The sequence below is a fragment of the Microbacterium sp. Ag1 genome (assembly GCF_001005635.1).
Taxonomy (GTDB): Bacteria; Actinomycetota; Actinomycetes; order Actinomycetales; family Microbacteriaceae; genus Microbacterium; species Microbacterium oxydans.
Map to the genome: position 1 here is coordinate 289,438 of NZ_LBCR01000033.1, position 22,153 is coordinate 311,590.

Annotated in this window: 19 protein-coding genes; 4 read left to right on the plus strand and 15 right to left on the minus strand. The window is 67.7% G+C overall.

The genetic code is table 11. The annotated features are described in order from the left end of the window. Positions 1 to 24 precede the first annotated feature (24 nt). The 10 genes from AAY78_RS16305 to AAY78_RS16350 all read right to left on the minus strand — a co-directional run bounded on the left by AAY78_RS16305 (position 25) and on the right by AAY78_RS16350 (position 10,810). Positions 25 to 1,101 carry a UDP-N-acetylglucosamine--N-acetylmuramyl-(pentapeptide) pyrophosphoryl-undecaprenol N-acetylglucosamine transferase gene (locus AAY78_RS16305; protein ID WP_046749322.1) on the minus strand — a complete coding sequence of 359 codons (1,077 nt, stop codon included), beginning with the start codon at positions 1,099 to 1,101 and terminating at the stop codon, positions 25 to 27. Next, entirely contained in the window at positions 1,098 to 2,303 is a 1,206-nt protein-coding gene (ftsW, locus tag AAY78_RS16310) for a putative lipid II flippase FtsW (protein WP_046749429.1), read from the minus strand. Before ftsW ends, AAY78_RS16305 begins: the two co-directional genes overlap by 4 nt. Continuing rightward, positions 2,272 to 3,807, minus strand: a complete 1,536-nt coding sequence (gene murD, locus AAY78_RS16315) for a UDP-N-acetylmuramoyl-L-alanine--D-glutamate ligase (protein WP_046749323.1) — start codon at positions 3,805 to 3,807, stop codon at positions 2,272 to 2,274. Before murD ends, ftsW begins: the two co-directional genes overlap by 32 nt. Next, a complete protein-coding gene (mraY, locus tag AAY78_RS16320; RefSeq protein ID WP_046749324.1) occupies positions 3,797 to 4,903 on the minus strand; it encodes a phospho-N-acetylmuramoyl-pentapeptide-transferase in 1,107 nt (368 codons plus the stop codon). Before mraY ends, murD begins: the two co-directional genes overlap by 11 nt. Beyond that, on the minus strand, positions 4,900 to 6,312 hold the full coding sequence (locus AAY78_RS16325; RefSeq protein WP_046749325.1) for a UDP-N-acetylmuramoyl-tripeptide--D-alanyl-D-alanine ligase: 1,413 nt from the start codon (positions 6,310 to 6,312) through the stop codon (positions 4,900 to 4,902). The genes mraY and AAY78_RS16325 overlap by 4 nt, the downstream gene beginning before the upstream one ends. Before the next feature lie 27 nt (positions 6,313 to 6,339). After that, positions 6,340 to 8,109 (minus strand): peptidoglycan D,D-transpeptidase FtsI family protein, encoded by a 1,770-nt coding sequence (locus AAY78_RS16330; RefSeq protein ID WP_046749326.1) that lies wholly within the window; start codon positions 8,107 to 8,109, stop codon positions 6,340 to 6,342. Positions 8,110 to 8,134: 25 nt separating this feature from the next. Next, positions 8,135 to 8,701, minus strand: a complete 567-nt coding sequence (locus tag AAY78_RS16335; RefSeq protein WP_046749327.1) for a hypothetical protein — start codon at positions 8,699 to 8,701, stop codon at positions 8,135 to 8,137. Beyond that, on the minus strand, positions 8,698 to 9,636 hold the full coding sequence (gene rsmH, locus AAY78_RS16340) for a 16S rRNA (cytosine(1402)-N(4))-methyltransferase RsmH (RefSeq protein WP_046749328.1): 939 nt from the start codon (positions 9,634 to 9,636) through the stop codon (positions 8,698 to 8,700). Before rsmH ends, AAY78_RS16335 begins: the two co-directional genes overlap by 4 nt. A gap of 102 nt (positions 9,637 to 9,738) precedes the next feature. Next, positions 9,739 to 10,170 (minus strand): division/cell wall cluster transcriptional repressor MraZ, encoded by a 432-nt coding sequence (gene mraZ, locus AAY78_RS16345; protein ID WP_017830220.1) that lies wholly within the window; start codon positions 10,168 to 10,170, stop codon positions 9,739 to 9,741. A gap of 265 nt (positions 10,171 to 10,435) precedes the next feature. Beyond that, a complete protein-coding gene (locus AAY78_RS16350; protein WP_046749329.1) occupies positions 10,436 to 10,810 on the minus strand; it encodes a DUF3040 domain-containing protein in 375 nt (124 codons plus the stop codon). Between the two features lie 97 nt (positions 10,811 to 10,907). Here AAY78_RS16350 and AAY78_RS16355 point away from each other — a divergent pair, with 97 nt between their 5' ends. Next, on the plus strand, positions 10,908 to 11,996 hold the full coding sequence (locus AAY78_RS16355; RefSeq protein WP_231589736.1) for a polyprenyl synthetase family protein: 1,089 nt from the start codon (positions 10,908 to 10,910) through the stop codon (positions 11,994 to 11,996). A gap of 4 nt (positions 11,997 to 12,000) precedes the next feature. Here the strand turns inward: AAY78_RS16355 and AAY78_RS16360 are convergent, their stop codons facing one another. Further along, positions 12,001 to 12,363: an Rv2175c family DNA-binding protein gene (locus tag AAY78_RS16360; protein ID WP_371861849.1), complete on the minus strand. Its 363-nt coding sequence runs from the start codon at positions 12,361 to 12,363 to the stop codon at positions 12,001 to 12,003. A 124-nt stretch (positions 12,364 to 12,487) separates the two neighbouring features. On the opposite strand from AAY78_RS16360, the gene AAY78_RS16365 reads away from it, so the two are divergent. Continuing rightward, complete coding sequence (locus AAY78_RS16365) at positions 12,488 to 13,702, plus strand: LysM peptidoglycan-binding domain-containing protein (protein ID WP_156172669.1); 1,215 nt, start codon at positions 12,488 to 12,490, stop codon at positions 13,700 to 13,702. Positions 13,703 to 13,780: 78 nt separating this feature from the next. Beyond that, complete coding sequence (pknB, locus tag AAY78_RS16370; protein ID WP_046749331.1) at positions 13,781 to 15,727, plus strand: Stk1 family PASTA domain-containing Ser/Thr kinase; 1,947 nt, start codon at positions 13,781 to 13,783, stop codon at positions 15,725 to 15,727. A gap of 110 nt (positions 15,728 to 15,837) precedes the next feature. Here the strand turns inward: pknB and AAY78_RS16375 are convergent, their stop codons facing one another. Then, positions 15,838 to 17,178 (minus strand): class II 3-deoxy-7-phosphoheptulonate synthase, encoded by a 1,341-nt coding sequence (locus AAY78_RS16375; RefSeq protein WP_046749332.1) that lies wholly within the window; start codon positions 17,176 to 17,178, stop codon positions 15,838 to 15,840. A 47-nt stretch (positions 17,179 to 17,225) separates the two neighbouring features. Further along, positions 17,226 to 17,915, minus strand: a complete 690-nt coding sequence (locus tag AAY78_RS16380) for a lysophospholipid acyltransferase family protein (RefSeq protein ID WP_046749333.1) — start codon at positions 17,913 to 17,915, stop codon at positions 17,226 to 17,228. Between the two features lie 151 nt (positions 17,916 to 18,066). Here AAY78_RS16380 and AAY78_RS16385 point away from each other — a divergent pair, with 151 nt between their 5' ends. Further along, on the plus strand, positions 18,067 to 19,899 hold the full coding sequence (locus AAY78_RS16385; RefSeq protein WP_046749334.1) for an AMP-dependent synthetase/ligase: 1,833 nt from the start codon (positions 18,067 to 18,069) through the stop codon (positions 19,897 to 19,899). Between the two features lie 55 nt (positions 19,900 to 19,954). Here the strand turns inward: AAY78_RS16385 and def are convergent, their stop codons facing one another. Both def and AAY78_RS16395 read right to left on the minus strand, forming a co-directional pair. Next, positions 19,955 to 20,446, minus strand: coding sequence for a peptide deformylase (gene def, locus AAY78_RS16390; protein WP_046749335.1), 492 nt, complete (start codon positions 20,444 to 20,446; stop codon positions 19,955 to 19,957). Next, complete coding sequence (locus AAY78_RS16395; RefSeq protein WP_046749336.1) at positions 20,446 to 22,122, minus strand: MinD/ParA family ATP-binding protein; 1,677 nt, start codon at positions 22,120 to 22,122, stop codon at positions 20,446 to 20,448. Before AAY78_RS16395 ends, def begins: the two co-directional genes overlap by 1 nt. Positions 22,123 to 22,153: the final 31 nt, after the last annotated feature.

Genomic DNA, 22,153 nt, shown 5'->3' on the forward strand with positions numbered 1-22,153 from the left:
CTTTTCTTCCGCTTCGTGGACGCGTCAGGCAGCCGCGAGCGCACGGTCGATGAGGGTGATGACGTTCTCGGTTCCTGCGCGGGTTCCGGCCGTCTGGGCAGCGGCAGCCATCTCCGCGATCCGCGCCGGGTCTTCGAGCAGCGGCACCACGATGCGCCGCACGGCATCGCCGTCGAAGGTCGCATCGTCGAGCAGCTCGGCAGCTCCGGCAGCGACGGCCGATGCGGCGTTCAGGCGCTGCTCGCCGTTTCCCACGGAGTACGGGACGTAGAGCGCGGGTATCCCCAGCGCGCTCACCTCGCTCACGGTCGCCGCACCGGAACGGGAGACGATCAGATCCGCGACGGCGAAGGCAAGATCCATGCGGTCGACGTAGCGGCGCAGCACGTAGCCGTCCGTACCGGGATCTGCCAGATCACTGCGCTCACCGGTCACGTGCAGCAGCTGCCATCCGGCGTCGAGGACGTCTCGCCATGAATCAGCGAGCGCCTCATTGAGTCGCTGCGCGCCCAGCGAGCCGCCGAAGACCAGGAGGACGGGCCGTTCGGGGTCGAGACCGAAGTAGTCCGCCGCTTCCGCGCGCGACGCCGCGCGGTCCAGAGCGATGACCTCTTGGCGCAGAGGCATGCCGACGACCTCGCCACCACGAAGCGGGGTCCCCTCGAACGCGACGCCGACGGCAGCTGCCCGCCGCGCACCGAGCACGTTCGCCAACCCCGGCTTGGCATTGGCCTCGTGCACGACGAACGGCACGCGCTCACGGCGAGCAGCGACATAGGCAGGCGCGGAAGCGTATCCCCCGAAGCCGACGACCACGTCGATGCCGTGCTGACGGATATGGGCGCGCACCTGGGAGACGGCGCGACGGAACCGTGCGGGGAACGACATCGCCTGCTTGTTCGGTCGGCGCGGGAACGGCACCTTGTCGACGATGAGGAGCTCGTAACCGCGTGCAGGGACCAGACGGGATTCGAGCCCCTCGGCAGTGCCGAGCACGAGAACGGTGGCCTCGGGATCGCGGGCGCGGAGGCCATCGGCGACCGCGAGCAGGGGATTGACGTGACCGGCGGTGCCACCGCCGGCGAGGAGATACGAAGTCACCTGGTGACCCTACCCCGCTCAGCTGGTCGCTTCTCGGTCACAGGGATCGTGCGCGCGAATGCGAGCAGCACACCGCACGCGATCAGCACGGCGAGCAGAGCGGTGCCGCCCTGCGACATGAATGGGAGCGGGACACCCATGACGGGGAAGACGCCGATGACGACGCCGACGTTCATGACGGCCTGGCCGACGATCCACACGGTGATGCCGCCGGCCGCCACCCGGATGAAGGGGTCGGAGGTCTTGCGGATGATGTGGAACGCGCCGATCGTGAAGAACGTGAAGAGGGCGAGAACGACGATGCACCCGATCAGTCCCAGCTCCTCGCCGACGATGGCGAAGATGAAGTCGTTGCCCGCCGCAGGGAGCCACCCGTACTTCTCCTGCGAGTTGCCGAGACCGAGACCGAAGATGCCACCGGTCGCCATTCCCCAGATCCCGTGGATCGACTGGTAGCAATCGGTGTAGTAGAGCGCCATGTTGTCGCACGTCGCGGTGATGCGCCGCATGCGATCCTCGCTGGACAGCGCATAGGCGAGCACGGCGACGACGCCGAGGATCAGCGGGATGATGAACAGCCGGAGCTTGACCCCCGAGAAGAACAGACAGCCGAGCAGGATGAGCACCAGGACCATCGCCGTGCCGAGGTCCTTCCCCGCGAGGACGGTGCCGATCGCCAGTGCCCCGACCGGGATCACCGGGATGAAGACGTGATGCCAGGTGCCGAGCATCGCGCGCTTGCGCAGCAGCACGGCCGCGATCCACAGGGCGAGAGCGAGCTTGAGGAACTCGGACGGCTGGAGCGTGAAGCCGGCGATCCGGATCCAGTTCCGGTTTCCGCCGTCTTCGATCCCGAGCGGGGTGAACACCAGCATCTGCAGGGCCACGGCGCCGAAGAGTGCCGGCCACGCCATCCGCTTGAGGAACTCGATCGGCAGGCGGCTGATCAGGAACATCAGCGGGATGCCGAGGAGTGCGAAAACCCCTTGACGAAGCACACCGTCCAGCGGATTGACGCCCTTGGACACGGCGGTGGCGCTGGTCGCCGACAACACCATCACGAGGCCGAACAGAGTGAGCAGCAGGGCGGTGGACGCGATCAGCAGGAACTCGGTCGACACCGGGGTGAACCGGCGTCCGAGCGAGACCCTGGCAGCGAGACCGCCGGCTTCAGAGCGCGGAGGGCGGGATACCTGTGTCATCGGCACTCCCCCGGTCGATCCAGTCCCGCACCGCCTCGGCGAAGCGATGGCCCCGTTCCGCGTAGCCGGAGAACTGATCGAAGGATGCCGCCGCCGGGGCCAGCAGGACTGTTCCCTCGTCGTCGACGATTCCCGCGGCGATCTCCACGACACGGTTCATGACCTGTCCAGTGTCACCAGCATCGACCTCGAACACCGGCACCCCGGGCGCGTGTCGCCGGAATGCCGTGACCACGGCAGAGCGCTCGACGCCGATCACGACGGCGGCCCGGGCTGTCGTCCCGACGTCGGCGACGAGGTCGGAGATGTCGACCCCCTTCAGATCCCCGCCGAGCACCCATACGGCTCCCGGGTACGCGCGCAATGATGACGCGGCCGCATGCGGGTTGGTGGCCTTGGAGTCGTCGATCCACGTGATGCCGCGATGCCGCGCGATCACCTGGATGCGGTGAGGATCGAGGCGGAAGGACTGCAGGGCCGTGTGGATGGCCTCGGGCTCGACGCCGAGCGACCGCGCCAAGGCGCTCGCTGCGAGGATGTTCTGCACGATATGGGGAGCGGCGAGACCCGCAGCCTCGAGGTCGGCGACGGTCGTCAGCTCGAGAGCGCTGCGAGACCGGTCGTCGAGGAAGGCCCTGTCGACGAGAAGGCCCTCCACCACGCCGAGGTCGCTCGGACCGGGGATCCCCAGGTCGAAGCCGATCGCCCTGGCGCCTTCGACGACCTCCGCCTCCTCGACCATCTGCCGTGTGGCCTCGTCCGCCTTGTTGTAGACGCACGCGATCCGGGTGTTGCGGTAGACCACGGCCTTCGCGTCGCGGTAGGCCCGAGCGCTCCCATGCCAGACGAGATGATCGTCGGCGAGGTTGAGGCACACGGACGCGTAGGGGAAGAGCTCCCCCTCGGCCCGCGACTGTCCCAGGTACCAGAGCTGATGGCTGGAGAGTTCGACCACGAGGACGTCGAACCCTGCGGGGTCGCGTACCGCGTCGAGCACCGGCACACCGATGTTGCCGCACGGAGCCGCACGCAGTCCTCCCTCGACGAGGAGGGTGGCTGTCAGCTGGGTCGTCGTGGTCTTGCCGTTCGTGCCCGTGATGAGCACCCAGTCCGCCGGTGTGCCGTCGGAGCGCAGGACCTTGTCACGGACGCGCCAGGCGAGTTCGACGTCTCCCCAGATCGCGACATCCGAATCCTGCGCCCATCGGATGACCGGGTGCGACGGCGAGAACCCCGGCGAGGCGACGATGACCTCGGGGGCGAACTCGACCAGCACGGCAGGGACTTCTGCAAGCGGACCCAGCTCGAGCCGGGCGCCGATGACAGGAAGCAGACGCTCGTACTCCTCTTCGGCGGCTTCGCTCAGCACGAGCACGTCCGCGCCGAGTTCGGCCAGCGTGTCGGCGACCGAGAACCCGGTCATGGAGAGGCCGAGCACGGCGACCCGCAGGCCGCTCCAGTCGGTATTCCAGCTGGTGAGGCCTGCCAGCCGATCAGTCGACACGGGTCAGCCATTCGACGTAGAACAGACCGACGGCAGAGACGGCGAGCAGCCCGGCGATGATCCACATGCGGACCACGATCGTGACCTCGGACCAGCCGCGCATCTCGAGGTGGTGGTGGAACGGGCTCATCAGGAACAGCCGCTTGCCGCGCGTGATCTTGAAGTATGCGCGCTGCAGGATGACCGAACCGGAGGACAGGACGAAGACACCGGCGATCACGAGCAGGAGCAGCTCGGTCCGGGTCAGGATGGCCATCGCGGTGATGACACCACCGATCGCCATGGATCCGACGTCGCCCATGAAGACCTTCGCCTTGGGGGCGTTCCACCACAGGAATCCGATCAGGCTGGCGGCGAAGGACGCGGCGATGATCGCCAGGTTGAACGGGTCGCGCACTTCGTAGCATCCGCCCAGGGCATCGGGGTCTCCGCCGATGCAGGGCTGCTTGAACTGCCAGAAGGCGATGAGGCTGTACGCGCCGACGACGATGACGCCGGCTCCGGCCGCGAGACCGTCGAGACCGTCGGTCAGGTTCACGCTGTTCGAGGTGGCGACCCCGATGATCGAGATCCACACGAGATAGAGGATCCACCCGAGGATCACGCCGAAGGCGAAGAGGTTGAGCCAGGTGATGTCGCGGAACAGGGAGATCGCGGAACTCGCCGGCGTCTGGCCCCATTTGTTCGGGAAGTTCAGCGCGACGATGCCGAAGGGGATCATGACCAGCAGCTGACCGATCACCTTGCGCCAGCCCGACAGTCCGAGACTGCGCTGGCTGCGCACCTTCATGTAGTCGTCAATGAACCCGACGGCACCGAAACCGACCATCAGCCAGATCACGAGCAGCGCCGAGAGCGCCGGCACCTCTCCGCTGACCAGAACACCGGTGAAGTAGCCCACCATCGAGCCGACGATGAAGATGACGCCGCCCATCGTCGGCGTTCCGCGTTTCGCTTCGTGGCTCGGGTTGTGGACGGACTCCGGGGTGCGGATCACCTGCCCCCAGCCCCACTTCCGGAAGAGCCGGAGGAAGACGGGGGTCAGGAACAGGGTGAAGGCGAGCGAGATCGCCGCCGACATGATGAGAGACCTCACGAGAACAATTCTCCCAGACGATCGCCGAGATGCCGGAGGCCCACGGAGTTGGATGACTTCACGAGCACGCGATCGCCGTCGCGGAGCTCGGTGCGCAGATACTCGAACGCCGCGTCCTGGTCGGGCAGATGCACAGCCTCGCTGTCCCACGAGCCCTCTCCGACGGCAGCGAGATACAGCCGTCGCGCCTCAGCGCCGACGACCACGATCCGCTGGATGTTCAGACGCACGGCGAGCAGCCCGATCCGGTCGTGCTCCTCCCCCGCGCTCTCCCCGAGCTCGCTCATGGCGCCGAGGACGGCGACCGTGCGCTCTTCGGGGCCGGTGATCTGCGCGAGAGTGCGCAAGGCAGCGGCCATGGAATCCGGGCTGGCGTTGTAGGCGTCGTTGATGATCCGCACGCGGTCGTTGCCCAGGGGCTGCATCCGCCACCGTTCGGCGATCTCGACGGCCTCCAGACGAGCCACGGCATCGACGGGCGCGACGCCGAGGACCAGCGCCGAAGCGATCGCTGCCAGAGCGTTGGAGATGTGGTGAGCCCCGAGGACCCGGAGCCGCAGGGGCAGGCTCTGCCCGCCGACCTCGACGATGCAGGCGGTGCCGGAGGCCGACACCTCGATGTCGCGGGCCCGCACATCGGCCGTCGGGCCCTGGCCGAAGCCGACCGTGCGCAACCCGCGGGAGTCCGCGAGCTCTCGCATCGCCGCGACTCTGGGGTCGTCGACGTTCAGGACGGCAGTCCCCGGCACCCGGGCCGCCGCGACGAGCTCGGCCTTGGCCTTCGCCGTCGCTTCGATTCCGCCGAAGCCGCCGGCGTGCGCCATGCCGACCATCAGCACCACGGCGATGTCGGGCTCCACGAGGCCGGCGAGGTGGGCGATGCTTCCCGGAGCCGCCGCTCCGAACTCGCTCACGAGGTACCGCGTGCTCTCCGTGACACGAAGCATGGTGACGGGAGCGCCGACTTCGTTGTTGAACGACTTCACCGGCGCGACGGTCTCGCCCTCGTCCTCGAGGATGCGTGCGAGGAAGTTCTTGGTGGTGGTCTTGCCGTTGGATCCCGTGATGCCGACGATGCGGAGCCGACCTGCGGCTCGGACCCGCGCGACGACATCTCTGGCGAGTGCGCCGAGTGCGGTGACGGCATCCGCGACGATGATCTGGCTCACCGCGATGTCGACGGGATGCTCGACGATGGCCAGCACGGCGCCCGCCTCGACGGCGGATCCGACGAATCGGTGGCCGTCGGTCTCGGCTCCGGGTTTGGCCACGAAGATCGAGCCGGGGCCCATCATCCGCGAATCCGTGTCGACCAGGCCATCGACCACGGTCTCGGGTGTGTCTGGTGCGACCACGCGAAGATCACCGCCGACTGCGGCGGCGATCTCAGCGAGCGTCAGGGCGATCATGTCATCTCCATGCGCGGCTCTCGCCGACTATCCGAACTTGGGGAGGAGCTCGTCCATCGGGACAGAGGACGGCATCACGCGATAGGTTTTCATCACCTGCGTCATCGCCTTCTGGAAGGCGGATGCGGTGGCCGCGGACGATACAACCTTAGTCGGCTCGTCGAGGGTGACCACGACGACGTACTGCGGATCGTCGACCGGTGCGAAGCCCACCATGCTGGTGTAGTACACCCCGGACTTGTATCCACCGTTGCCGTCGGAGACCTGGGCAGTACCCGTCTTGCTGGTCACGCGGTAGCCCGGCACCTGGATGCGCTCCGCATTGCCGCCCTGCACCGCGACGTTCTCCAGCATCCGGGTGAGCTCGCCTGCCGTCTGCTCCTTGATGATCTGCTCGTGCTTCGGATCTGCCGGTGTGGTGACCTTGCCGTCGGATCCCGTGCACGACTCGACGAGCGAGAGATCGATCTTCTCTCCGCCGTTGGCGATCGCCTGGTAGGCGCCGGCGAGCTGGGCTGCCGTCACCGTGAAGTACTGGCCGAACGTGGTCGTGTACAGCGACTGGCTGTCCCAGTCCTTGACGGGGTGCAGGATGCCGCCGACCTCGGACGGGAAGTCGAGCGTCTTGTCGCCGACCCCGAACCGCTCGAGGTAGTCGTAGCGGACCTCGGGACTCACCATGGTGCCGAACTTCGACAGTGCGACGTTCGACGAGTCGATGAGTCCGCCGGCGAGGGTGTAGTTGTAGGCGGGGTGGGTGAAGGCGTCGTTGACGACGGCGCCGTTCGGGAACTTCTCGCGAGAGGCCGCGCTGACGGTGCTGTAGGGGGTGAGGCCGGCGCCCTCGATGGCCGCGGCCGCGGTGATCGCCTTGAACGTCGAGCCCGGCTCGAAGTCCCTGTGGAAGATCTGGCTGGCCCTCGTCGCCGGTGTCGAAGCATCGAGATCGTTGGGGTCAAGCGCGGGCCATTCGGCCGCCGCCCTGATCTTGCCGGTCTTCACCTCGACCACCGTGACCGTGCCGCCCTTGGCGCCCTGGGTCTGCGCCTCCTCGGCGATCATCTGCTGCAGGTACCAGTTGAGATCGCTGTTGATGGTCAACTGCACGGAGCCGCCGTTCACGGCGTCGACCGTGCGCTCGCTCCCGGGGATCACGACCCCGTCCTTGCCGATGCGATAGCTCTCCTCGCCGTCGACGGGCGCGAGGCAGGAGTCGTCCAGCTGCTCCACGCCGGCCTGCGCCTCGCCGGAGCTGTCGAGGTAGCCGAGGAGGTTCCCGGCGACCGCGCCGTTCGGGTAGACCCGGGTCTCGCGCGCCTTGAGTGCGAGATAGGAGCCGACTCCCAAGTCCCTCAGCTTCATGTACTGCTCGGTGTTCAGCCCCTTCTTGAGGGGTGCGTACTGGCTGTTCGGGTTCTCGGCGAGGGCGTTCGACACCAGCGCACGCACTTCCTCCCCGGACTGCCCGGTGATGGCCGCGATCTTCTCGGAAGCCTCGGCCCACGGCAGCTTGGGGTCGTTCTCCTCCATGAGCATGATGACCTGGGGGCTGAGCTGAGCGTCGTAGACCATCACGCTGGAGGCGAGCACTGTCCCGGAGGAGTCGACGATCGATCCGCGCTGTCCGGAGATGGCCGAACTCGCCCCGATGTGCTCGAGAGAGTCGGAGACATGCTCGTCGGCGCTGACCACCTGGATGTCGACCAGCCGCACGACGAAGGCGCACAGCACCGAGAGGATGACGGCGAGGGCGACGACTGTGCGTCGCCGCGGTCCGCGGGTGGCTCGTGTCGTCATGGGATCTCTCCGTCGATCGTGGGTGTCAGTGCGTCGTGGGGCTCGGCAGGCCGTCGGTGATCGACGGCGGAAGCTCTTGTGTCGGCTGCTCGGTCGTCGCTGCGCCGTCCGTCTCCTGTGCAGGAGGAGGCGGCGGTTCCACGATGAGCGAGTTGCTCACGGCTCCGACGCCGTCAGGGTTGACCGTAGAGGTCCAATCGGCGCCGTCGCCGGTACCGAAGACGGCTCCATCACTGAGGCGCAGATACGACGGCGATCCGGCGACCACCATTCCGAGTCCGGCCGCGCTGCTCGCGAGCACCTGCGGGGAGCTGACCCCGGTCAGTTCCTCCTGGAGAGCGTGCGTCTTGAGGTTGAGTTCGCGCTGCTGCGACGAGAGACTGGCGAGGGTGAACGAGTCCTGGGTGATCGCGAGCGAGAGCGCGATCTGCGCGGCGCCGATCGCGAGCGCTCCCCCCAGCGCGACGAGCGCATAGGCGAGCTTGGGCTTGCGGCGGGCGGCGGGATGCGTGACCGGCTGCAGCTTCCGCTGCGGAGTCTTCTCCGGCGCGACCGGCTGTACCGGCTTCCGGACGACGGCGTTCAGGCTCATGCGCTCTCCCGCAGCTTCTCGGCGGCGCGCAGACGCACCGGGATCGCCCGCGGGTTGCGCGCGCGCTCATCATCGTCGGCGAGTTCTGCGCCCTTGGTCAGGATGCGGAATCGCGGGGCGTGTTCGGGGAGTTCGACCGGAAGACCGGCAGGTGCGGATGAGGCGGCCGCGGCGGCGAACGCCTGCTTCACGAGGCGGTCTTCGAGCGACTGATACGACATCACGACGATGCGTCCTCCGACGCTGAGCGCATCCATGGCCGAGGGGATCGCGTCGGCCAGCACATTGAGTTCCGTGTTGACCTCGATGCGCAGCGCCTGGAAGACGCGCTTGGCGGGGTGCCCCGCTCGTTGCGCGGCAGCGGGAGTGGCCGCGATGAGGATGTCGACGAGCTCGCCCGACCGCGTGATGGGCTGCTTCTGACGTGCCTCGATGATGAAGCGGGCGTAACGGCCGGCGAGCTTCTCCTCGCCGTAGCGCTCGAAGATGCGACGGAGGTTGCCTTCGCTGTACGTGGCGATGACATCGGCGGCGGTGACGCCCTTGGTCTGGTCCATCCGCATGTCGAGGGGAGCGTCCTTGGAGTACGCGAAGCCGCGCTCGGCCTCGTCGAGCTGCAGGGAGGACACCCCGAGATCGAACAGGATGCCGGACGCGCCCTGCGCATGCAGGCCGATCTCGTCATACACCGTGTGTACGAGAGTCACACGGTCTCGGAATCGTGCCAGTCGCTCCCCCGCGATGCGCAGCGCATCGGTGTCTCGGTCGAGCCCGACCAGACGGATGTTCGGGAAGCGTTCGAGCAGCGCCTCCGAGTGGCCGCCCATGCCGAGGGTGGCGTCGACGAGGACCGCACCGTCCGCGTGAAGGGAAGGAGCGAGCAGCTCGACACAGCGGTCGAGCAGGACGGGGGTGTGGATGTCTCGGAGGTTCATGATCTTTCTCGGGGTGACCTTCGGCTCTGATCCCCCTCCGCTTCTCGACCCGGCACCGGGGAAGTGTGTCGGGGCGGGAGCGGCGGGGCATCACAGCCGTGGTCAGAAGAGTCCCGGAATCACCTCCTGCTCGAGGTCGGAGTAGGTCTCCTCGCCGGCGGCGAGGTAGGCGTTCCAGCTCTCCGCGTCCCAGATCTCGGCGTGGGCGCCGACTCCGGTGACGATGAGTTCCTTCTGCAGACCTGCGTACTGACGCAGGTGCGCCGGGATGGTGATGCGGTTCTGGCTGTCTGGCATCTCCGCGCTGGCTCCGGAGAGGAACAGGCGCATGAAGTCACGCGCCTGCTTGTTGGCGAGCGGTGCCTGCCGGATCCGCTCGTGCATCGCCTCGAACTCGGCCGTGCTGAACACGTAGAGGCACCGTTCCTGCCCTCGGGTGACGACGATGCCGCCGCCGAGGTCTTCGCGGAACTTCGCAGGAAGGATGACCCGTCCTTTGTCGTCCAGCTTCGGAGAGTGCGTACCCAGCAACATCGGCCACCACCCCCTCTGCGTCCGGCCAACTCGAGGTGCGCCCCACTTTACTCCACTTTCCTCCACATACCTACGACCAATCCGCAGACGATCGCGGTCAGCGCGAGCGGGCATGCCAAAAAACCGCGAGATTCCGCGGTGGAGGAAGGTGGAGGATGAGTGGAGGGATCTCCCGGGTCAGCGGCCGACCCTCCCCCGCCCGGCGTTAACGACCGAAGCCCGGATGCTGAGCATCCGGGCTTCGGTGGTGAAGATGTGAGAGAGGTCAGTGACCGTCTTGGCGTCGATCCCATCGATCGTTCATACGATCCATGAACGACGCGGATTCCTGTCGCTTCGGTGCGGAGTGCTCTCGCGGTGCCGTCGCGGTCGTCCGCCGAACGGGCGTCACGGCCACCATGACTCCGGCGAGCATCGCCGCGAAACCGACGACGCCGACGACGATTCCCCAGACACCGCCGAGGATGACGCCGGCGACCAGACCACCGACACCGGCGAGCAGCAGGAGCGCACCGTAGACGAGATTTCGGTAGCTCAGAGCTCGGTCACCGGACGGCGCGGTCACGACGTCGGCATCATTGTGAAGGAGATGGCGTTCCATCTCGTCGAGCAGACGCTGCTCCTGTTCGGAGAGTGGCATTTCGTCCCCCTCGGGTATCGTGCCTTCCATTCTACGCGCGCGAAGGCGTCCGGGGCTAGCAGTTCGACCCACCCTTGCTTTACGTATGCTGGGAGTCGTGCCGTCCTCCTCCCCCGTCCCCGACGCCGTCGCCGCACACCTCGACCACTTCCTCTCGCGGATGCGGGACGAAGCGACGGACTACGGTCCGGACGCGGCGGCGTTCCTCGACGCGGCCGCCGGCACCCTCGACGGCGGCAAACGCCTGCGTGCGCGCTTCTGCCATGCGGGTTGGCGTGCCGTCTCGGCTTTCAGAGACCGCGACGCGACAGAGCCCGACGCGCTGTGGGACATCTGCACCGCGCTGGAGATCTTCCAGTCCGCGGCGCTCGTCCACGATGACCTGATCGACAACTCGGACACACGCCGTGGCCGCCCGGCCGCGCACCGTGCCCTCGAGGCCTCCCACCGCGCCGCGGGATGGGCGGGCGACGCAGACGCCTTCGGCCGCGCCTCAGCGATCCTCCTCGGCGATCTCCTCGTCGCCTGGAGCGATGACCTGCTGGAATCGGCCCTCGACGGGCAGCCGCACGCACGCGCCGTGCGTTCCGAGTACGCGAGGATGCGGAGGGATGTCACGACCGGTCAGTTCCTCGACATCGCCGAGGAATCGGCGTGGAGCGTGAACGACGGGAGCCTGCACGCGGAACGGGCGTTGCGCGTGGCATCGCTCAAGTCCGCGAGGTACAGCATCGAGCAACCTCTGGTTCTCGGCGGCGCGTTCGCCGGGGCCGAGCCTGATCAGACGGAGGCGCTGCGCCGCTTCGGACATCCCGTCGGCATGGCCTTCCAGCTGCGCGACGATGTGCTCGGAGTGTTCGGCGACCCGTCCGTCACGGGCAAGCCGACCGGGGACGACCTCCGGGAGGGCAAGCGAACCGTCCTGATCGCTCTCACCAGGCAGACGCTGGACGCGTCCGCGCGGAACCTGCTGGACGAGATGCTGGGCGACCCGGAGCTCACGCCGCAGCAGGTGACGTTCCTCCAGGCCACCATCCGCGACTCGGGGGCCGTGGATCAGCTGGAGGCGATGATCACCGGCTATGCCCGCGACGCCGATCGCGCCCTGTCAGGCGCCCGACTGGACAACGCCGCGGTCGGTGAGCTGCGTGATCTCGCACGAGCGGCGACGGTGCGCTCGGCCTGACGGATCAGGCGAGCGTGCGCGCCAAGCGCCGCACGGAACTCTTGTGCCCGGCCAGCAGGGCGTCGATCGGGGAACGCCCCAGGCTCTCCTCCTCCGCGAGAAGCCAGTCGATCAGCTCGTCGTCGGTGAACCCGGCGTCCTGAAGCACGATCACGGTGCCACGCAGTGAGCTCAGCGGGTGTCCGTCGACGATGAAGACGGACGGCACCGCGAATGCTCCGTTGCGACGAGAGCCGACGAGATAGTGCTCATCGATCAGACGGCGCACACGGCCGAGGGGTTCGTCGAGCACCTCGACGAGGTCGGGCATCGTCAGCCACTCGACGGCGGCAGGGGTTCCGGCAACGTTCTCAGACACGTCGCCCACTATCTCACCTCCGGATGATCTGCGCATGTCGGCACTCCAGTCACACTGTTCACTTGCGTCACTTCTGTTGACTTCTGTTTACATCCGTGTCAGCGTGAAAAGCTCGAAAAAAAGGGGGCAGACCTTGATTCTGAAGACCGCCACACGGCGAACGCGACACCTGCAGATCGGAGTGCCTGCAGCGATGCTCGGAGCACTGGCGACCACTCTCACCGCTGCGCCGGCCGGAGCGACTGTGCACGCGGACACGACTGCCGTCGAGCGGCCTCGCCTTCTTCCGGCAGGCGTCGCACCCGCCGAGGCCGCACCATCGACCTACCGCGTCCAGCCCGGCGACACAGTTTCGGCGATCGCCTCGCGCTTCGGATTGCGCACGGTCGATGTCCTGACCTGGAACGGACTCTCCTGGCGCTCGGTGATCCACCCCGGCCAGACACTCACGCTCGCGCCCTCGCCCGCGCCGGCAGCCCCTGCGACGCCCCAAGCCTCCGCTCCCGCGGCCGCCGCGACGCATCAGGTCGTCTCCGGCGACACCGTGTACGCCATCGCCCGGAAGTACGGGACCTCCGTCGATGCCGTCCTCGCGGCAAACGGGCTCACACGCGCCTCGGTGATCTACCCCGGCCAGAACCTCGTCATCAGCGGCTCGGTCGGCGCGCCGACTGCTGCCGCTCCCATAGCGGCCGCGGCGCCGACCCCGGCTCCGGCCCCGGCGTCCGCCGCGTCCCATACCGTCGTCGCAGGCGACACCCTGTTCGGCATCGCGCAGAAATACGGCACCACCACGCAGGCGCTGTACGCCGCGAACGGTCTCGGGCCGTCGTCGATCATCTACCCGGGCCAGGCCCTCTCCCTCCAGGGCACGCCGCCGACAGCGCCTGCACCGGCCCCGTCGGCGACCCCCTCGGCGGCGAGTGGCCCGCAGACAGCGGTGCTGACGGCCGAGCAGGCCTCGAACGCCGCGCTCATCATCCGCGTCGGCCGCGAGATCGGGGTGTCCGATCGGGCGATCTCGATCGCTCTCGCCACCGGCATGGTCGAGTCGGGTCTGCGAAATCTCGACTGGGGCGACCGCGACTCACTCGGCATCTTCCAGCAGCGTCCGAGCACCGGCTGGGGAACGCCGGCCCAGATTATGGACGCCGATCGGAGCACTCGCGTGTTCTACGGAGGGCAGAGCGACCCCAACGGCCAGGTGACCCGCGGGCTTCTCGACATCCCCGGCTGGGAGAACATGGCCTTCACCGACGCTGCTCAGGCGGTCCAGATCTCGGCCTATCCCGAGAGGTACGGACAGTGGGAGGCGCAGGCATATGCCTGGCTCGCGCTCCACGGTTGACGACATCCGGGAAAACCCGCAGGTGCGAGGGGTGAGCCGCTCCCCTGTCTTTCAGGCAGTTCTCCATAGAATTCTGACGTGACGACCAATCAGCAGGCCGACCCCCTCATCGGGCGGCTTGTCGACGGCCGGTACCGCGTCCGCGCTCGCATCGCTCGGGGTGGCATGGCGACGGTGTACGTCGCGACCGACCTCCGCCTCGAACGACGCATCGCTCTCAAGGTGATGCACGCGCACCTCAGCGACGACTCCGCTTTCCAGAGCCGCTTCATCCAGGAGGCGAGAGCCGCTGCCCGCCTGGCCGACCCCCATGTCGTGAATGTGTTCGACCAGGGGCAGGATGGCGAACTCGCCTATCTCGTGATGGAGTACCTCCCCGGCATCACGCTGCGTGAGCTCCTCCGCGAGCAGAAACGTCTGACGATCCCGCAGACCATCACGATCATGGACGCGATCCTGGCGGGCCTCTCTGCGGCACACCGCGCGGGGATCGTGCATCGCGATGTGAAGCCGGAGAACGTCCTCCTCGCGGAAGACGGTCGCATCAAGATCGGCGACTTCGGATTGGCACGGGCGACCACCGCGAACACCGCGACCGGACAGCAGCTGCTCGGGACGATCGCCTACCTCGCCCCCGAACTCGTCACGCGCGGCACCGCCGATGCCCGCAGCGACATCTACGCCCTCGGCATCATGCTCTACGAGATGCTGGTCGGCGAACAGCCGTACAAGGGCGAGCAGCCGATGCAGATCGCGTTCCAGCACGCCACGGAATCGGTACCGCGTCCCAGCGTGCGCAATCCTGCCGTGCCGGAGCAGCTCGACGAGCTCGTGCTCTGGGCCACCGAGAAGTCACCGGACGATCGACCGGACGATGCCCAGCAGATGCTCGAGCGCCTGCGGGAGATCGAGCGCGACCTCGGCATCGCCCCGACCGCGGCCAGAGCCACCGCCCCGCAGCACAGCCACGGTGATTCCGGAGACCTCACCAAGGTGATGCCGGGCACCATGCCCCCCGCCGACCCTACGGCTCCCGTCCCTGCGACACTGGACAACGCGACGCTCCTGCGCAGACGCGCATCCAAACGTCGCGCCCGCGGTGCCTTCCTGCTCGCTCTCGTCCTGCTGCTCGCGGTGCTCGCCGGCGGGGTCGGCTGGTGGTTCGGTTCCGGCCCTGGTTCGCTCATCGCCGTACCAGCCGTCGCCGGCGGCACGTACGACGCGGCAGCAGCAACCCTGACCGAAGCCGGGTTCGTCCCCACGCAGAAGGACGAGTTCTCCATCGACATCCCCGCCGGAACGGTGATCGAGACCGATCCGGCCGAGGGCGTGCGCCTCGACAAGGGCGCCTCGGTCTCCGTGATCGTTTCCGCAGGACCGGCGTCCCACACCCTCGATCCGCTGAACGGACGCGCCGAGCAGGATGCGCGCGACTACCTGGCCGGACTCAACGTCAATGTCACGGACACCTCGCTCCTGCTCTTCTCCGACGCCGACGCCGGCATCGTCATCAACGCCTCCGTCACGCCCAGGGCGGGCGGGGAGTCATACATCTGCGGCGACGGGTGCGAGATCTTCGAGGACGACACCGTCGAGCTGTTCGTCTCGGCCGGCGAGTTCCCCGACGTCGCCGGCATGTCGGTCGACAAGGCGACCTCCACCCTCACGGACAAGGGACTCACCGTCACCGCCGACCCGCAGTACGTCTTCAGCGACAGCGTGTCCAAGGATGTGGTGATCGGGGTCGCCGATCGCGCAGAAGAGGGCAACTGGCGGCCGGGAGACAGCGTGCAGCTGATCGTCTCGAAGGGCCCGGAGCTCTTCCCCGTGCCCGACGTCTCGGGCAAGACCCTGAACGAGGCGAAGAAGATCCTCTCGGACAAGGGTTTCAAGTCGACCTACGCCGCCTGGGGAGACCTGCCCGGTTTCGCCGAGATGGCCAAGGTCACGGGCCAGGATCCGGGCTCGGACAAGTCCCTCCCGCGTGGCGGCACCGTGAACCTCTCGATTCAGCTCAGCGGCTGAGAGGCCCTACCCGTTCGGTCGAGCGCTCGCATGTGCGACGAAGAACGAAAAGGAGCCGCCCTCCCCGATGGTCTCGGGGAGGGCGGCTCCTTTTCGTCCCGTGTGGGAGGTCAGCGCTTCTCGAGCTCCTCCGCCACCAGGAAGGCGAGCTCGAGCGACTGCATGTGATTCAGACGCGGGTCGCACAGGCTCTCGTAGCGAGTGGCCAGGGCCGCCTCGTCGATCTGCTCGGACCCACCGAGGCACTCGGTGACGTCGTCGCCGGTCAGCTCGACGTGGATGCCGCCGGGGAACGTGCCGACCGCGCGGTGCGCTTCGAAGAAGCCCCGCACCTCGTCGACGACGTCGTCGAAGCGACGCGTCTTGTAGCCGGTCGGCGTGGTGATGCCGTTGCCGTGCATCGGGTCGGTGACCCACAACGGCTGGGCGCCGGAGTCACGGACCGCTTCGAGCAGCGGCGGCAGGGCGTCGCGGATCTTGCCCGCTCCCATGCGCGTGATGAAGGTCAGGCGCCCGGGCTCGCGCTCGGGGTCGAGCTTGTCGATCAGCGCGAGGGCGGTCTCGGGCGACGTGGTCGGTCCGAGCTTCACCCCGATGGGATTGCGGATCTTGGAGAAGTAGTCAACGTGCGCACCGTCGAGCTCACGCGTGCGCTCTCCGATCCAGAGGAAGTGGGCGGAGGTGTTGTACGGCGTGTCCGTGCGCGAGTCGATGCGCGTCATCGGACGCTCGTAGTCCATCAGCAGACCCTCGTGCCCCGTGAAGAACTCGACGCGCTTGAGTTCGTCGAAGTCGGCTCCCGCCGCTTCCATGAACTTGATCGCGCGGTCGATCTCCGCCGCCATGCGCTCGTACCGCTGGTTGGCCGGGTTCTGCGCGAAGCCCTTGTTCCAGGAGTGCACCTCGCGGAGATCGGCGAACCCGCCCTGCGTGAAGGCACGGATCAGGTTCAGCGTCGATGCCGCCGTGTGGTAGCCCTGCAGCAGTCGACCGGGATCGGCCGTGCGGGAGCCCTCGGTGAAGTCGTAGCCGTTCACGATGTCGCCGCGGTACGCGGGCAGCGTGACGTCGCCACGGGTCTCGGAGTCGCTCGAGCGCGGCTTCGCGAACTGCCCCGCCATGCGGCCCATCTTGACGATGGGCATCGAGGCGCCGTACGTGAGCACGACCGCCATCTGCAGCACCGTCTTGATGCGGTTCCGGATCTGCTCGGCGGTCGCTCCGGCGAAGGTCTCGGCGCAGTCGCCGCCCTGGAGCAGGAACGCCTGGCCGGACGCCGCGCGCGCGAGCCGGTCGCGAAGGTTGTCGACCTCGCCGGCGAAGACCAGCGGCGGGAGGGTCGCGATCTGCTGGGAGACGTCGGCGACGCGGTCCGCGTCGGGCCACTGCGGCTGCTGCTTGATGGGAAGCGAGCGCCATGCATCAAGGGCTTCGATGTGGTGCGGGAGCATGCGTTCCAGCCTAGTGGTCGCCGGTACCACCGAGATCCGCGTCGGGCCTATGTGACGCGGGTCGGGATCCGGTCCTTGACCGTCGACGCGTAGACGTCTTCGTACTTCTGCTCACCGAGACGCTGGAGCGCCACCATGATCTCGTCCGTGACCGAGCGGAGGATGTACCGATCGTTCTCCATGCCGGCGTATCGGGAGAAGTCGAGCGGCTCCCCGATCACGATTCCGACCCGCACGATGCGGGGCAGTCGCCTTCCGATGGGCATCGCTGTGTCGGTGTCGACCATGATCACCGGCACGACGGGGACCTTCGCCTCGAGCGCCATCCTGGCGATGCCGGTCCGGCCCCGGTACAGCTTGCCGTCGGGGCTACGCGTCCCCTCGGGGTAGATCCCGAGCAGATCGCCCCCGCCCAGCACCTGGAGCCCCGTGTTGAGTGACGCCTCGGAAGCCTTGCCACCCGATCGGTCGATGGGGATCTGCCCGGTGGCCTTCATGAAGAACTTCGTCGCCCACCCTTTGAGGCCCCGACCGGTGAAGTAGTCGCTCTTGGCGAGGAAGGACATCGACCGGTCGATGACCAGTGGAAGGAAGATGGAGTCTGCGAACGAGAGATGATTGCTCGCCAGGATCGCCGCCCCGTTCGCGGGCACGTTGTTCCTCCCCACGATCCACGGGCGGAACACCGCCTTGACCACGGGGCCGATCACCACGTACTTCATCAGCCAGTAGAACATCGTGGTGAAGTCTAGCGCCGCGCCCGGGCTCCGACCGAGCGGTCTCTTCGGCTCTCCCGCTTCCGCGACCCAGTTCCACCTGGAGAGCGACTGGGTTCCATGCCCTAGACTCGATGGAAGTCCGTGCCCGACCGGTACCGAAGGAGCTGCCGTGGTCCAGTTTGAAGTCCCCGCGATCGTCCCCGCCGATCCCGACGCGAACGTCGCCGACCTCCTGGTGAAGCGCGTGGAGGCGACGCCGGATCGGGCGTTGTTCTCCGTCCCGGAGGGAGACGGGTGGCGCGACATCTCCGCCGCCGACTTCCAGACCGCGGTGATCGCGCTCGCGAAGGGCTTCGCCGCAGCAGGCATCCAGCCCGGAGAGAAGGTCGGCTTCCTGGCGCGCACCACATACGAGTGGACCCTCGTCGACTTCGCGTTGTTCTACACCGGCGCCGTGATGGTGCCGATCTATGAGACCAGCTCCCCCTCGCAGATCCAGTGGATCCTCGAAGACTCCGGTGCGATCGCGCTCATCGTGGAGTCGCCGGAGCATTTCGCCCGCGTCGACGAGGTGCGCGGCGACCTGCCGCTGCTCCGCGAAGTCTGGCAGCTGCACCTCGGAGCGATCGACACTCTGACGGCCCAGGGCGCGTCGGTGAGCGACTCCGAGATCGAGCGCCGGCGAAACCTCGCTGTCGGTTCCGACATCGCGACGCTCATCTACACCTCGGGGTCCACAGGCCGCCCGAAGGGATGCGTCCTCACGCACAGCAACTTCGTCGAGCTGTCGCGCAACTCGGCGAAGGCACTGGACGAAGTCGTCCAGACGCCCGGCGCATCCACACTCCTCTTCATCACCACCGCGCACGTGTTCGCGCGATTCATCTCGGTCCTCGATGTCCACGCCGGAGTGCGCACCGGGCACCAGCCCGACACGCGCCAGCTCCTGCCTGCACTCGGGTCGTTCAAGCCGACCTTCCTCCTCGCCGTGCCGCGCGTCTTCGAGAAGGTCTACAACTCGGCGGAGCAGAAGGCGGAAGCCGGGGGCAAGGGGAAGATCTTCCGCGCCGCCGCCGAGGTCGCGATCGAGCACTCGAAGCTGCTCGAGGAAGGCAAGCCGATCCCGTTCGGCATGAAGCTCAAGTTCGCGCTGTTCAACAAGCTCGTCTACAGCAAGCTCCGTGAGGCCATGGGCGGCAACGTCGTCTACGCGGTGTCCGGCTCCGCTCCTCTGGGCTCACGACTCGGACACTTCTTCCACAGCCTCGGTGTGGTGATCCTCGAGGGCTACGGCCTGACGGAGACGACGGCCCCCGCGACGGTGAACCTGGCGGACAAGTCGAAGATCGGCACCGTCGGTCCCGCTCTCCCCGGCGTCGGTGTGCGTCTCGCCGACGACGGCGAGATCGAGGTCCGCGGCATCAACGTGTTCAAGGAGTACTGGAACAACCCGGAGGCGACGGCCGACGCCTTCAGCGAAGGCGGCTGGTTCCACACGGGCGACATCGGCAGCTTCGACTCCGAGGGATTCCTGACGATCACCGGCCGCAAGAAGGAGATCATCGTCACCGCCGGCGGCAAGAACGTCGCACCCGCCGCGCTCGAGGACCCGATCCGCGCGAACCCGATCATCGGGCAGGTCGTCGTGGTCGGCGACCAGCGTCCGTTCATCTCGGCCCTGGTGACGCTCGACCCGGAGATGCTCCCGACATGGCTCGCGAACAACGGACTCGAGGGCACGATGTCGCTCGCCGATGCTTCGAAGAACGCGGCGGTGCGCGCGGAGGTGCAGCGTGCGGTCGATGCCGCGAACGGCCGTGTCTCGCGCGCGGAGTCGATCCGCAAGTTCACGATCCTCGACTCCGAGTGGACGGAAGCCTCCGGTCACCTGACGCCGAAGCTCTCGATCAAGCGCAACATCATCATGAACGACTTCGCCGACGAGATCGCCGCGATCTATGACGAGCCCGTCGCCACCACGAACGTGCCGATCGGCGGCTGACCCTGAGGACACGAAGAAGGGCCCCGCAGGTGCGGGGCCCTTCTTCGTGTGCTCATCAGAACCAGGAACTCTCCCGCACCTCCCGCATCGCGATCTTGCGCGTCTCCGGGTCGAGGCGAGTCAGGAAGAGCTTGCCGTCCAGGTGATCGGTCTCGTGCTGCAGAGCCTGGGCGAGGAGGCCCTCGCCTTCGAGGACCACCGGGTTGCCGTCGAGGTCGATTCCCTCCACGCGTGCCCATGGATGGCGCTGCGCGTCGTGCCACAGGCCGGGGACCGAGAGGCAGCCCTCCCCCGTCGGCTCGGGCTCGCCGCGGACTTCGGTCAGCACGGGGTTGAGGACATATCCGATGTCACCGTCGATGTTGTAGCTGAACGCGCGCAGGGCGACGCCGATCTGAGGCGCGGCCACGCCTGCGCGCCCGGGGAGCTCGACGGTATCGACCAGGTCTGCGACGAGGGCGCGCACTCCGTCGTCGATCTCCTCGATCGGGGCGCAGACCGTGCGCAGGACGGGGTCGCCGAAGATGCGGATCTCACGGACGGCCATCAGGCGGCCTTCGCCCGGAGGCCCTCGACGAGCAACGCGGCGAGTTCGCGGGCGGCGATCCGTGTCTCCGGCAGGAGGTTGGCGAACACGATCGCCCCTCCCCCGGCGATCTGCGGGTCGTACGGCACGCGGACGACACTCCGGGCCCGCGTGGCGAAGTGCGCCTGCAGTTCGTTCAGACGCACGAGCGGAGCGCCCGGCGTGGACTGATTGAGGACGACGATCGCCTCCCGCGCCTGCTCCGCGTACCCGTTGGTCTCGAGCCACGTGAGCGTCTCGGATGCGAGTCTCGCCTCGTCCACGCTGAGCCCCGAGACGATGACGATCTGATCCGCCAGGTCGAGGGTCGCCGACATCACCGAGTGGACGATCCCCGTCCCCGTGTCGGTGAGGACGAGCGAGTAGTAGTGAACGGCGACGTCCGCGACGTCGCGGTAGTCGCTGTCGCTGAAGGCCTCAGCGATGCGCGGGTCGGCATCGGAGGCCAGGACGTCGAGGCGTGTCGCGTCACGCGCAACGATCGCGGAGATGTCGTGGTAACCCCTGATGTCGTCGTGAATCCGGACGAGGTCGCGCACCGACTTGCTGTGGTTCGGTCGCACGATCCGCTCCGCGAGCGTGCCACGGTCGGGGTTCGCGTCGACCGCGATCACCCGGTCCTCACGCGCATCGGCCAGGGCCATGCCCAGGAGCGCGGTGATCGTGGTCTTGCCCACCCCTCCCTTGCGGGAGAGCACCGGCACGAAGCGCGCTCCGCCCGCGATCGGCGCCGCGATCCGCGCGGAGAGGGCTTTGCGCTCCCGCGCGCGGCGCCCGTCGCCGATGTTGATCCGCCGGCCGGAGACCGCGTACAGCAGATGACTCCACGCTCCCTCAGGCTCGGGCTTGGTGATCTGATGCGGATCGAGCAGTCGGTCTGCCGTCAGCAGATCAGCGGATTCGCGTGAGGATTCGCCCAGCTCATCCAGGCGCTTCGACGCGAGTGTCACGTCCGCGCGACCCGCCGGGCGTGCCGGCTGGGCCACGACGGGCCTCTCTTCGGGGATGGACACGGTGGTCTCCTTCTCAGCGGGTGTCCGCACGGCGGGTGCCGGTGCAGATGCCGTCGTCTCGGTCCGGGCCTGAGCGAGGAAACGCGCCGCAGCCTCTTCCTCGGCAGCCTCTTCCTCGGCAGCCGCTTCCTCGGCAGCACGCTCACGAACGGCGTCGGGATCGTCGGCGATCGAGTCGCCGGGCTCCTCGTCATCGACGATCACGGCATCGATGACGGCGTCCGCATGCGGACGCGAACCGATCGCTGTCGCATCGATCGCGATCGGCTCGATCACGGGCGAATCGATCACACCGGTGACGACATCGGGCTCTGCGGGCGGCTCCTCCGCCGACGCCGCATCGATCGAGGGTGCCTCGGGCAACGGCTTCGTCTTCGTCTTCGTCTTCGCCGGAAACGCCGTCTCCTGTTCGACGGCAGGCACCGGATCGATCACGAGGTCTCCGATGACCTCGCCGTCGATCACCTCGTCGTCGGCGAGATCGTCGTCCTCGTTCATGGGCAGGGTCACACGGACCTGGGCCGTCCCGCCGAGGATGCCGATACCGGCCGTGTCGAGAGACGCGGCTTCGTCGAGCACCCCCAGCGAGTCGTCCTCGGGGTCGGTGGTGTTCTTCGGTGTCACGATGTCGCTCCAAGCCTGCGCGAGCCCCGGG

Bases quoted from the DNA above. Each gene is read 5' to 3' on its own strand.
- ftsW (WP_046749429.1), bottom strand. From the start codon at position 2,303: ATGACACAGGTATCCCGCCCTCCGCGCTCTGAAGCCGGCGGTCTCGCT.
- AAY78_RS16325 (WP_046749325.1), bottom strand. From the start codon at position 6,312: ATGATCGCCCTGACGCTCGCTGAGATCGCCGCCGCAGTCGGCGGTGAT.
- AAY78_RS16330 (WP_046749326.1), bottom strand. From the start codon at position 8,109: ATGACGACACGAGCCACCCGCGGACCGCGGCGACGCACAGTCGTCGCC.
- AAY78_RS16335 (WP_046749327.1), bottom strand. From the start codon at position 8,701: ATGAGCCTGAACGCCGTCGTCCGGAAGCCGGTACAGCCGGTCGCGCCG.
- rsmH (WP_046749328.1), bottom strand. From the start codon at position 9,636: ATGAACCTCCGAGACATCCACACCCCCGTCCTGCTCGACCGCTGTGTC.
- mraZ (WP_017830220.1), bottom strand. From the start codon at position 10,170: ATGTTGCTGGGTACGCACTCTCCGAAGCTGGACGACAAAGGACGGGTC.
- AAY78_RS16350 (WP_046749329.1), bottom strand. From the start codon at position 10,810: ATGCCACTCTCCGAACAGGAGCAGCGTCTGCTCGACGAGATGGAACGC.
- AAY78_RS16375 (WP_046749332.1), bottom strand. From the start codon at position 17,178: ATGCTCCCGCACCACATCGAAGCCCTTGATGCATGGCGCTCGCTTCCC.
- AAY78_RS16380 (WP_046749333.1), bottom strand. From the start codon at position 17,915: ATGTTCTACTGGCTGATGAAGTACGTGGTGATCGGCCCCGTGGTCAAG.
- def (WP_046749335.1), bottom strand. From the start codon at position 20,446: ATGGCCGTCCGTGAGATCCGCATCTTCGGCGACCCCGTCCTGCGCACG.